The organism is Chryseobacterium oncorhynchi (assembly GCF_002899895.1).
In the GTDB taxonomy this organism is placed as follows: domain Bacteria; phylum Bacteroidota; class Bacteroidia; order Flavobacteriales; family Weeksellaceae; genus Chryseobacterium; species Chryseobacterium oncorhynchi.
On sequence record NZ_PPEI02000009.1, the window covers coordinates 90,726 to 101,581 of the forward strand.

Sequence of the window (10,856 nt, forward strand, 5' to 3'; positions counted from 1 at the left end):
CAAAAATAACATAACAATATTAAATACTTAGCAGATATATAAAAAATCTATTAACAGCCAAAAAAACTAAGACTCCATGAATGAAAAACCATATAAAACCAAAAACTCAGCTAATGACCTTTACAACGTATATGTTAACCGTGAATTACTTCATGAATATAAAAATGGCAGTAAGATTACTGAAGGTATTTATGATCTTGCTAATAAGGGTTCAAACCAAAAATGGGATAAAATGGTTGTTTTAGATTGCAATTAATTGATTTCAAATGAATTAATTGCAATCTGAAATTAAAATTTGTATAAAATTGGGGTCAGCTCACATAATGGACTTTAAAGTATGCTAAGAGTAAAATCAATTTAATTGATTTTTAATAGTTGTAATTTATAACAATTAAAGCTTGTTCTCTAATGTGCACCATATTTTGAAGGAAACAAAAAAGGCCCGAAGGGCCTAAAATTAGTCAGTGTAATAAGTGATATTTATTTTGCTCCTTGTAAAGATAAATAAAAAATACAATTATACCCGCAATTCCACTCCCCTTTTGCTAGCTGTTTAAATTTAAAGACTCCAATGAAGTACGTAAATGTCATATAATTTCTTAAAATACTTGTAATTTGTAAAATAAACAATGTTATTTTCTAATCAAGAAAAAATAAATCCATCCTATTAAAAATAATTGAAATGGAATCCTGAACCAGAAGAGATATTTTAGCCCACTTCCATTATGTTCAGCCGTTTCATAATTTATATTTTCAAAGGCAGCCTTAATATTGGCAGGAAGTACCAGTATCAAGAAAGCTATTATTATCCATCCAGCAAAACGATCATGAAGGAAAAGTACCGCACAAGCAAAAACCAATTCTAAAATTCCTGAAGCAATAATAATTTGAAATTTATAAGGAATAATGTCAGGCATCATTAAAGACATTCCTTTGGTGAATACAAAATGTCCGATTGAAGTAAAAATAAACATAGCAGCCAAAGCTGCTCTGCCTGATAGATTCACATCACATTGCCCTTTAATAAGTTTGGTTGCCACCAAAAATAATATAAATACAACAATAAGTACAAATAGAGGTTTCATTTTTTTCTGTAAAGTTCCATGAATTTACTTCAAAAGTAAATGAACCTATGTTAAAAAATTTTTTTCCTAATTCTACTTAAAGCCTGAGGAGTAATGCCAATATAAGAAGCTATATATTTTAAAGGAATTTGCGGAATGAGCTCTGGTTTTTCTTGAAATAAGCTTAAGTATCTTTCTGTGGCAGATTTCAAAAGTAGATCATTTTCCCTCTGCAATTTGTTTAAAAAAAGCTGCTCTGCAATTTTCCTCCCGATTTCATTTCCATTTTTGGTCCCATTGTAGATTTTTTGTAAATTTTCATATGAAATACGGTGTACCTTTGAATCTACAAGACACTGTATTTCATATCTGCAGGGAATTTTTAAAAGAAAAGAATCATAGGCAGAAAAAAAATTTTCTTTAAAAACAAAACTGAATGTTTTTTCATTACTTATATCAGGATAATACAACCGTACGATTCCATCATCAAGAAAATAAAGGAAATTTTCAATTTTGCCTTTTTCAATTATTATATCTTTTTTTGAAAATATCTTTTCTTCAAGACAGTCTGCAAAAAAATCAAATTCAGTTTCTGGAATAGAAACATATTTATTAAAAAAAAGATTTATTGCTTCCATTCAATATTCATTTTTTTAGATATAAATTTATCTGTGGTTTGAGTTTTCTATACACAGGTATAATAGATTTTCATTCTCATTATGCAGATCCAGATAAAATAATTCAATATTTATTTTTCTTATTTTATTCGTCTTCCATTTTCAAAAGCCGCTATTAACGTTTCCCATGCTCTTAAAAGCCCATTTTCATCTAAATAATATTGTTCATCTGATTTTATAACATGCAGGACCAAACTGTTTTTTTCACTTAATCTTTGTGCCTCTTTTAATGCTTCTTTCTCTGTGCTATATTTTATTGCTTCCATTTTGATATTCTTTTATTAAGTATATATGATCTTCCTCTTTTTAGAAACTTATATTTTCAGGACTGATAGAATCCATTTTTCATTGCAAATACAATAAGATCAGAAGTTCTATTAACATTAAATTTTTTCATGATATTTTTATAGTAGCTTTTGACAGTATGGGGACTGAGGTTCATATCATATGCTGCTTCTTTTATTGTTTTGCCAGAGCAGATCAATTTAAGAACGTCTTTTTCCCGGGGAGAAAGATGATAAACAATTTGCTCATCGTTAAAAAAATTATTAACAATACCATCCCGAAGATTTCTTCCAATATACTTATTTCCATCCATGCATTCATTAATTGCTTCTATAAGTTCTTCTATAGTAGACTCTTTTGAAAGGTAGGCATTAGCCCCATAGCGAATTGCCATTTTTACTGTCAAAGGATCAGATAATGTAGATAGTACAATAAGTTTGCAGGTATGCTCTTCATTATTAGATAAGATAAATTTATGATAGGCTTTTAATAATTCTACACCGTTTATTCCCGGCATCAAAAGATCAGTAATAATAAGTTCTGGAAGTCTCGATTTATCAGTTTTTTCAAAAAATGACTGAGCACTGCCATAAATTTCTATTTCTGCAGCTATTCTTTGAAATAAAAGGCTATTTCGTATAGCCTCGGCTATCATTTGATGATCATCTATTAATGCAACTAACATAGTATTAAACAATATTATACAAATATATTTTTATTTTTTTATTTATATATCCCCACAAAAGGGGGGCTTTTTAATTAGTTTGGGTTTATTAGATTTGTAAAAAAAATTATAATGAATGATGTTAGGATAGACAGTGTAATTCCCTATATAACCTTAGGTGCTGTAATGGCAGCAACCTCATTCTTTACGTTCTATTATCATTATGTAAAAGACGAAGTATTGAAGCGGTATAGAAATTTCCTATGGCCAACTTTGGGGTATATTCTGATAAAGGAATTTTTATTAACACCCAAATATACTCATGAGCCTCTTTTTTTATATCTATTAAGTGAGCTGTTGTATTGGGGAAGCCTATTTCTATACATCCGTTTTATTTATATTACAATTGATTTTAAGAAAAAGATAAAGACATTTAGAAAATTAGCAGATATTGCACAGTTACTACTCATTTTTGCTTTTTTAGTTTATCTTACACTTCAGCTTTTTTTTCCTAGCTATACAAATTACTTTGAATATATGATAGTCCCGGTTTCGCTATATATGCTTATAGTTGTTATACTGTTTATACTACATCTGTATAGAAAAAGAATTGTCGCCTATTATAATTTTTTTTATGTAGGGAGTATATTTTTTCTCGTTTTCAATACAATTGGGGTATATTTTGATTCGCCTGAAAAACAACTCTATGGTTTGACAAACTTTTCTATTCTGTGTACAGGGTGGTTTTTGGAACTCATTATGTTTATGGTGGGCTTGTGCATCAGAGCAAAGAACGATTGGGATGATAAACTGAAAATTATTACACAGAATGCGACTAATGAAAAGAAACTTCTTATTGCTGAAATTGAAAGACAACATGCAGTGCAGGAAAGCAGACATACAGAAAGACTTAAAATTTCTATAGATATTCATGATGGAATAAGCAATGCTATAACCGGATTGAAATTTTATATCAGTGATAAAAGGCTGCAGTCCAAAAATGATAATGAAAAGGAATTGCTGAAAGATTTGGAGTATGAGGTCAATAGTATTTACATACAGGTTCGGGATTATATTCAGAAACTTTATTACGGAGAAAGCAGTCAGGGCTTTGATATAGTACAACTGCTGGATTCAATAAAGGAACAATATAAAACATCTTCACTGAATATTAAAGTGGATATGGATAGGTCTACCATTAATAAATATTTAACTGCGTTTCAACTCAATGAGTTATATTTTGTACTTAATGAAAGTATTGGAAATGCTGTCAAACATTCAGGAGCAGACCAAATTATTGTTAATATATCCTTTGATAATGAAATGTGCTATTTTTCAATTGAAGACAACGGGATAGGATTCAATTATAAACAGAAACTCAATAATAATAACACTGGAGGGCTAGGTCTCTCTAATGTTCTTGACAGAATGGAAAAACTTCATGGGCATATCCAGTATCATTTTTCTGACGGAACAAAAATTTTTGGAAGTTTTCCCTATTTCAAATAATAACACCCCCAAAAGGAGGGGGCGTATTTACCCACTTTTACTGAAATTGTACAATATGTTTTTCTCATAAATTTGTCATCAAGAATTACAGATAATATTGTAATTCAGGTGTAAACATTTAAAACACAAATTATGAAAAGAAAAATATCTTCAACAGTTTTTTTATTTCTTTCTTCGTTAGCTTTTACTCAAGTAGGGATTAATCTTGATCAGCCCAAAGCCACTTTGGATATCCTTTCAAAAGGATCGAGTGCAGCTACAAAGGCATTAAAAATTAGTAATTCTGCGTCCACCCCCTTAGAAATGGTTACAGTCTTAGATAATGGGAATGTAGGTGTCAATAATATGAGCCCACAAACTAAATTTGCAATTACAGCATCATCACCAGGCAGCGGTTTTAATTTGTCTGATGGATCTCAGGGGGTAGGAAAAGTTTTATCCTCAGATGCTAACGGTAATGCACAATGGACTCAAAGCCCATTGATTGCTCCTGTAATAATACCAGATCTTTCCAGTTCAGGAGTAAATTTGACAATTGGTGCAGCAAACTTCACTCATACCGGAACAACAATTACACTGCCTGCAAATTCAACTTATGCTATAAGTGCTTCATTTCTTATAACTGGAAATATACTTCCGACACCAGGGCAGTCAATCTTTTTAAGATCTTGCTTTTCAGATACCCCTGGTGGTGGATCTTCTCCTGACGTAGTTTCGGGAAAATTGATATCAGGAATATGGACGTCTTCCAGCATATATGGGTTGGTTGTAGGAGGGACGGTGATTAAAAATAGTTCTTCAAACCCTAAAACCTATTACTATAATGCCGGAGCAATGACAACAAATGGCAACCCTAGCGGAACTATTTTTAACTTTGGAGGTAAGGCATGGTCTGAAGATTCAATATATGCAATACCGGTAGGATCACTACTAGTAACACAATGATTTTATATATATATATTTAAATACAAATGAGAAAAACTGTCATCTGAATATTATTCTAGGTGGCAGTTTTATGAAATAGCATGAATAATTTTAAAGATATACATATCGGGAGCCTAATAAACCAGGCTGTTACAGAGAGTGGGATAGAAATATCCCGCATTTGTAATTTCCTAAATTGTACTGAAAATGATGTATTGGAGATGTACCAAAAAGAAAGCTTGGACACTATCGTTCTTTTACGATGGGGTAAACTTCTTGAGTACGATTTTTTCAGAGTTTACAGCCAACATATGATTTTGTATGCACCGCCTTCATCAGGAGAAAAAGCAAAAAACCAAAGAGAGAAAAAATCATCACTCCCTAAGTTCCGCAAAAATATCTACACCGGAGAGCTTATCAACTTCATACTTGAACTTTTGGAAACCGGTCAGAAAACAAAACTGCAAATCATAGAAGAATATAAAATTCCTAAAACTACACTTTATAAGTGGATAAGTAAATATTCAGGGAAAACCGAAAGTTCATAAATTAAAATTAAAAAAATATTATTTATAAAAGAAATAGGTATGAAAACACAGATCCCAGATTATAAAAGAATTTATAAAGATATTCTTTTAGTTAAATTTCCAGAAAAGATACAAGATTGCGAAACATTCATGAATAAAAGTCAGTTATCTTTTCTGGATGTTATTAATCTTAATAAACTCATTTTTGGAGAGGACAGTTCTAAGAGCTTTGATAAATTCAATCAAAGGCATCGTTCTTATGATAAGTCCACTATTCTACAGATATTAGAATTCCAGAAAAGAAAAAGGTTGAGTAACATTCAGCTAGCCATACATTTTAAGCTTAGTAGAAACACTATTGCTGGCTGGAAAAAAAAGTACTATTAAAGAATGGCAGAAAACTCTATTTTACCTTTAGTATTTATATAAATTAATATATATTTATAGAGCCTTTATGCAAAGAAAAATAACTTAAAATGGAATATAACTGCCCCAATTGTAAACAACTTATTACTGAGAACTTTTGCAGTAACTGCGGTCAAAAAAAATATAAAAGAATAGATAGAGAGTATATTTGGAATGAATTACAATATTCAATATTTCACACGAATAAAGGATTTCTTTATTCTATAAAAAATATTATTAGAAACCCAGGTAGAACCGCAAAAGAATTTATTGATGGTAATAGAATAAATCATTATAAACCTATATTATTAGCATTTGTATTAAGTAGTATTTCTGCCTTCATATCATTTAAGATTATTGAAATAAATTCTATTATGAGGGAAATTTATTCACAGGAAAATATTTATGCAGGCTCTTTGAACAATTTACTTTCGTACTTGTCAAGTTATAACTCCTTGATCATGCTTTTGCTCATTCCTATTTTTGCTATCTTCACAAAGATAGCATTTAAATGTTGGGGGCAGAATTATTATGAACACATAGTAATGAATGCATATATCTTATCATGCTATACATTAATCAATATTATTTTGATATATCCTGTGATGTATTTTTTTAAAAATAATGTTAAAGTATTTATCCCTATTTCATTTCTTTCAATAGCTATAATACCTTTTATTTTATTATGGTTTTACAAAGGTTTTTATAAAGAAAAATTTTTAAGGAAAATATTTTTAAGAGTTTTATTATTAATAACGTTTTTCTTTATTTGTTATGTCATTCTGATATTTGGTCTGCTTTTCTATCAAAGCTGATTAAATCAGAGAATTTTAATAATGAAATAACACTGCAATAAAGATTAGGTAATTATAGAAATTATTTATAATGAATATATTTTTTTACTTTTTGTACTGTATTTTTAGAGCAATCTGTGAGTTTAGCAATTTCTATAATGGTTGGTGGATTTTTTTTGTTTAAATAATGAATAACATTCGGGTACTTGGCTAAAAATTCGTCTACAGATTCTGTCGTATTTTTTAACCTCCCTTTATAGGTTCCTTTAGCTTTTGCAATTGCAATTCCTTCCTTTTGTCTCTCCAATAAAGAGTTCCTTTCCATTTCACTGATATTGGCTAAAACACTAATGATCAATTTGAAAGTTGGGTTTTCTTTTCCATTAACCCAACTTTCCAGCCCTAAATTATCTACCTTCAAACAGATATTGTTTTTATGGAATTTCTCAATAGTCTGTAATACATCCAAAGTATTTCTTCCTAATCTGTCAATACTTGAAACACTGATATAACGTATTTTATTTTCCTCAACGGCTTTGAGAAGCTCTTTTGCATAAACTCTCTCACTAAATGGAATTGAACCGCTAAGTTTATCTATATAGATTTTTTCATCAGGATATTGTTTTTCTAACTGTCGTTCAATTTTTTGATTTAATGTAGATACTCTTATATATCTTGCCTTCATATTAGTTTTTTTTGAATTAATAAATATATTATAAATTTATCAATTTTAGAGTAGGTGTTTTTGGTATTAAATTAATTCTCTTAATTCATCTGAAATTACGGTATTCTATTCTCAATATTAAACTATAGTCTAATTTTGGGAAATTCACAAATTTGAAATGCATGGAAAAACGTCTTTTTAATATATTTATAAATATAAAATATTTCTGATGTCAAGAATAAACCTATTAAAAGAAAAAGATATTGAACTTTTTGATAATCCTGTTGAATTAACGGATGAAGAAAGAAAAATTCTATTCACGTTAGATTTGGATAATGAAGCTAATTTAAGGCTTAGAAAAAGTATTACAACCGTTGGATATATACTTCAAAAAGGATACTTCCTGGCACAGAAAAAATTCTTCGTTCCTAGTCAGTACAGAGAAGATGATATTAAATATGTATCTGAACTTTGTGGTTTAAGTTTCAATATAGATATTTTAAAATATAAAAAGTACGCATACAATAGACATCGAACATTTATCTTAAATAAATTTGGATACAGATCCTTTACTAAAAATAAGGATTTATTTGAAAAGGAAACATCAGAATTGGTTAAAACTCCATTAAGGCCAAAAGAACTTTTTAATTCGTTAATTTCGTTCTTAGAAGAAAAAAAGATTGAGCAGCCAAAGTATTATATTTTTGCTCAGACTATAGCAGAATCTTTAAATTTATTTGAACAGAATTTAGTAAATATGGTTGATAGGAATCTTACCATTATTCAGAAAAATTTACTAGATGAAATGATGAAGCTCCCAACCAATGATGATGAAGTAACTTCTAAAAATCCATATCTGATCACAAAACTGAAACGAGTTATTCAAGCAACAACACCAAGAAAAATTAAAGAAAGTATTGATGATTTTAATATTATTAGAGATATGCATTTTAATCTTTCTAATATTACTAAACTGAATGAAATTTCCGGCATATTAAATTATTATGCTGTTTGGGTTGTTAAAGCTGAACATATACAGTTTGATAGTATTAGAGATATTGAAAGAAAAAGACTTTATATGGTATCATTCATTATTTATCAATATCGTATTCGTCAAGATTCATTCGTTGATATCTTTCTACAAGTAACCCAAAAATATTATAATAACACTAATAAGTTGATAGCAAATGATTTTTTAAAGAAAGATCTAAAACCTAGTAAACAAAAACAGTTAATGAAAATTAGAAACATTATTTTTTCTTCAAAAAAACAATTAGAAAAGGTAAAACAAGTAATTTTCACAAATCAATATGGAGATTCTGAAAAACTGAGATTAATAAAAAACATTCTAGCTTCTGAAAATGAATCTTTTCATGATAATATTATTCAGGAAATTAACAAACTTGAAAATTTAGGAACAGCAGCATTAAAAGAAGAATTATTCTTTAAAGCCTTAAATAATGGATATAGAAAAATACACAATAGGGTTGGAGGAATTTTATTAATGCTTGAATTCAATACTGAAATGTCTGATTCGAATATAATATCTGCAATAAAAAATTACCAAACTAAAAATGGAAAAATAACTCATTTTTCTCCTACGGAATTTATTGCCAGAAATGAACAAAAATGGCTGTTTAATGATAGCGGAGAATTTAATAGCCAAATGTATAAAATTCTTTTATTCAAAGAGGTTTCTAATCATATAAAAGCAGGTACGTTAAACCTGAAATTTTCAGATAAATATAAATCAATTGATGATTACTTAATTGGTTATAACCGTTGGAAATTAGATAAAAAACAACTTTTGGATAGAGCAAATATCAATCACTTATATGATATGGAAGATGCTTTGTCATTTTTAAAAGAGAATATGGCTGAACATTACAAAAAAACTAATGAAAATATAATGACGAATGAATATTTAAAATTTAGTAAAGATAACAGACCAAGAGTAACTACCCCAAAATTAACCGAATCTACAAGTCATTTTGTTCATGAAATCATCGGAGAAAACATTTATATCCCTCTTACAAAAATATTATCTGACATTAATTTTTCTACAAATTACACTTCTTCTTTTTTACATTATAGCCGAAAGTCAAGTAAAGATTCACCTTCTGAAAATATTATTTATGCTGCAATTATAGCATTGGGGTGTAATATTGGAATAAGGAAAATGGGTAAGATATCCACAGGTATTGGAGCTGATAAATTGGAATATGTAGTACGATGGTTTTTTAGCAAAGATAATATAGATGAAGCAAACCGGATGGTTCTAGACATCATAGAAAAGTTATCCCTCCCTAAAATATATCTTCAAAAGAAAGATTCATTACATACTTCTAGTGACGGACAAAAATTTAATGTAACTGTTCCGTCAATTAATGCTACTCATTCTTTCAAATACTTTGGAACAGGAAAAGGTGTTTCTGCCTACAGTTTTATAGATGAAAAAAGCAAACTTTTTTATAATAGTGTAATTAGTGCTTCTGAAAGAGAAGCCGGATATATCCTTGATGGACTGCTTCATAATAGAGATATAGAAAGTGATATGCATTCAACAGATACTCATGGATATAGTGAAGTTATATTTGGTGTTTGTAATTCTTTGGGAATTTTATTCGCTCCTAGAATTAAAAATTATAATGACCAGCTATTATACACTTTTAAGGAGGTTTCAAGAAATATATATGAAAGTAAAGGCTATAAAATACTTCCATCAAAGAGTATGTATATTGATGAGTCTATGATCTCAGATCAATGGGAAAATATACTAAGGTTATTATGTTCAATTAAATTAGGAGAAACAAAAGCATCTATTATTTTAAAGAGATTAAGCTCATATGCAAAGCAACACCCTCTCCACAAAGCAATAAAAGAAATAGGGCGAATTCATAAAACTATTTTTTTATTAAGGTACTTCGATGAAACCCATCTACGACAAAATATTGAAAAACAATTAAATAAAATTGAATTATCACACTTATTTGCTAAAGCTGTTTTTTTTGGAAATAATCAAGAGTTAAAATATGGAACTAAAGAAGAACAAGAAATTGTTGTAGCATCTAGGCACTTGATCCAAAATGCAATTATCTTGTGGAATTATCTTTTTATATCAAATAAATTATCTGAAATTGAAGAGGAAGATGAAGTGCAGAAGAACATAGAATTAATGAAAAACAGTTCCATAATGACTTGGCAGCACGTTAATATGCATGGAGAATACGATTTTATAATTAACCTAGACAAACCATCTTTTAATATGGTTAAAATTAACTCATTTAAAATCAATTAATTATAATCTGAAACAAACATTTTGTCCCATTTTTGGTTTGAAGCC

The 10,856-nt window shown here is 29.0% G+C and carries 12 protein-coding genes; 7 read left to right on the forward strand and 5 right to left on the reverse strand.

Annotation, left to right across the window (positions count from 1 at the left end; all coding sequences use genetic code 11):
• Nucleotides 1–76 precede the first annotated feature (76 nt).
• Nucleotides 77–256, forward strand: coding sequence for a hypothetical protein (locus C1638_RS21030; protein WP_109623899.1), 180 nt, complete (start codon nucleotides 77–79; stop codon nucleotides 254–256).
• 376 nt (nucleotides 257–632) lie between these two features.
• Here the strand turns inward: C1638_RS21030 and C1638_RS21035 are convergent, their stop codons facing one another.
• From C1638_RS21035 to C1638_RS21050, 4 genes are all read right to left on the reverse strand, one after another.
• Nucleotides 633–1,085 (reverse strand): DoxX family protein, encoded by a 453-nt coding sequence (locus tag C1638_RS21035; protein WP_109623900.1) that lies wholly within the window; start codon nucleotides 1,083–1,085, stop codon nucleotides 633–635.
• A gap of 50 nt (nucleotides 1,086–1,135) precedes the next feature.
• Nucleotides 1,136–1,702 carry a Crp/Fnr family transcriptional regulator gene (locus C1638_RS21040; protein WP_109623901.1) on the reverse strand — a complete coding sequence of 189 codons (567 nt, stop codon included), beginning with the start codon at nucleotides 1,700–1,702 and terminating at the stop codon, nucleotides 1,136–1,138.
• Between the two features lie 119 nt (nucleotides 1,703–1,821).
• Nucleotides 1,822–2,007: a hypothetical protein gene (locus C1638_RS21045; RefSeq protein WP_109623902.1), complete on the reverse strand. Its 186-nt coding sequence runs from the start codon at nucleotides 2,005–2,007 to the stop codon at nucleotides 1,822–1,824.
• 56 nt (nucleotides 2,008–2,063) lie between these two features.
• Nucleotides 2,064–2,711, reverse strand: a complete 648-nt coding sequence (locus C1638_RS21050) for a response regulator transcription factor (RefSeq protein WP_109623903.1) — start codon at nucleotides 2,709–2,711, stop codon at nucleotides 2,064–2,066.
• A gap of 111 nt (nucleotides 2,712–2,822) precedes the next feature.
• Here C1638_RS21050 and C1638_RS21055 point away from each other — a divergent pair, with 111 nt between their 5' ends.
• From C1638_RS21055 to C1638_RS21075, 5 genes are all read left to right on the forward strand, one after another.
• Nucleotides 2,823–4,199 (forward strand): sensor histidine kinase, encoded by a 1,377-nt coding sequence (locus C1638_RS21055; protein ID WP_109623904.1) that lies wholly within the window; start codon nucleotides 2,823–2,825, stop codon nucleotides 4,197–4,199.
• Between the two features lie 132 nt (nucleotides 4,200–4,331).
• Nucleotides 4,332–5,144, forward strand: coding sequence for a hypothetical protein (locus C1638_RS21060; RefSeq protein ID WP_109623905.1), 813 nt, complete (start codon nucleotides 4,332–4,334; stop codon nucleotides 5,142–5,144).
• Nucleotides 5,145–5,224: 80 nt separating this feature from the next.
• Entirely contained in the window at nucleotides 5,225–5,671 is a 447-nt protein-coding gene (locus C1638_RS21065) for a transposase (protein WP_109623906.1), read from the forward strand.
• A gap of 39 nt (nucleotides 5,672–5,710) precedes the next feature.
• The gene (locus C1638_RS21070; protein WP_109623907.1) at nucleotides 5,711–6,037 is read left to right on the forward strand and encodes a transposase; all 327 of its coding nucleotides are present in this window, start codon (nucleotides 5,711–5,713) and stop codon (nucleotides 6,035–6,037) included.
• Nucleotides 6,038–6,126: 89 nt separating this feature from the next.
• Nucleotides 6,127–6,870: a DUF3667 domain-containing protein gene (locus tag C1638_RS21075; protein WP_109623908.1), complete on the forward strand. Its 744-nt coding sequence runs from the start codon at nucleotides 6,127–6,129 to the stop codon at nucleotides 6,868–6,870.
• A 61-nt stretch (nucleotides 6,871–6,931) separates the two neighbouring features.
• On the opposite strand, the gene C1638_RS21080 is transcribed toward C1638_RS21075, so the two are convergent.
• A complete protein-coding gene (locus C1638_RS21080; RefSeq protein WP_109623909.1) occupies nucleotides 6,932–7,534 on the reverse strand; it encodes a recombinase family protein in 603 nt (200 codons plus the stop codon).
• A 208-nt stretch (nucleotides 7,535–7,742) separates the two neighbouring features.
• Here C1638_RS21080 and C1638_RS21085 point away from each other — a divergent pair, with 208 nt between their 5' ends.
• A complete protein-coding gene (locus C1638_RS21085) occupies nucleotides 7,743–10,811 on the forward strand; it encodes a Tn3 family transposase (protein ID WP_109623910.1) in 3,069 nt (1,022 codons plus the stop codon).
• Nucleotides 10,812–10,856 lie beyond the last annotated feature (45 nt).

Bases quoted from the DNA above. Each gene is read 5' to 3' on its own strand.
- C1638_RS21030 (WP_109623899.1), top strand. From the start codon at position 77: ATGAATGAAAAACCATATAAAACCAAAAACTCAGCTAATGACCTTTAC.
- C1638_RS21035 (WP_109623900.1), bottom strand. From the start codon at position 1,085: ATGAAACCTCTATTTGTACTTATTGTTGTATTTATATTATTTTTGGTG.
- C1638_RS21040 (WP_109623901.1), bottom strand. From the start codon at position 1,702: ATGGAAGCAATAAATCTTTTTTTTAATAAATATGTTTCTATTCCAGAA.
- C1638_RS21045 (WP_109623902.1), bottom strand. From the start codon at position 2,007: ATGGAAGCAATAAAATATAGCACAGAGAAAGAAGCATTAAAAGAGGCA.
- C1638_RS21050 (WP_109623903.1), bottom strand. From the start codon at position 2,711: ATGTTAGTTGCATTAATAGATGATCATCAAATGATAGCCGAGGCTATA.
- C1638_RS21055 (WP_109623904.1), top strand. From the start codon at position 2,823: ATGAATGATGTTAGGATAGACAGTGTAATTCCCTATATAACCTTAGGT.
- C1638_RS21060 (WP_109623905.1), top strand. From the start codon at position 4,332: ATGAAAAGAAAAATATCTTCAACAGTTTTTTTATTTCTTTCTTCGTTA.
- C1638_RS21065 (WP_109623906.1), top strand. From the start codon at position 5,225: ATGAATAATTTTAAAGATATACATATCGGGAGCCTAATAAACCAGGCT.
- C1638_RS21070 (WP_109623907.1), top strand. From the start codon at position 5,711: ATGAAAACACAGATCCCAGATTATAAAAGAATTTATAAAGATATTCTT.
- C1638_RS21075 (WP_109623908.1), top strand. From the start codon at position 6,127: ATGGAATATAACTGCCCCAATTGTAAACAACTTATTACTGAGAACTTT.
- C1638_RS21080 (WP_109623909.1), bottom strand. From the start codon at position 7,534: ATGAAGGCAAGATATATAAGAGTATCTACATTAAATCAAAAAATTGAA.
- C1638_RS21085 (WP_109623910.1), top strand. From the start codon at position 7,743: ATGTCAAGAATAAACCTATTAAAAGAAAAAGATATTGAACTTTTTGAT.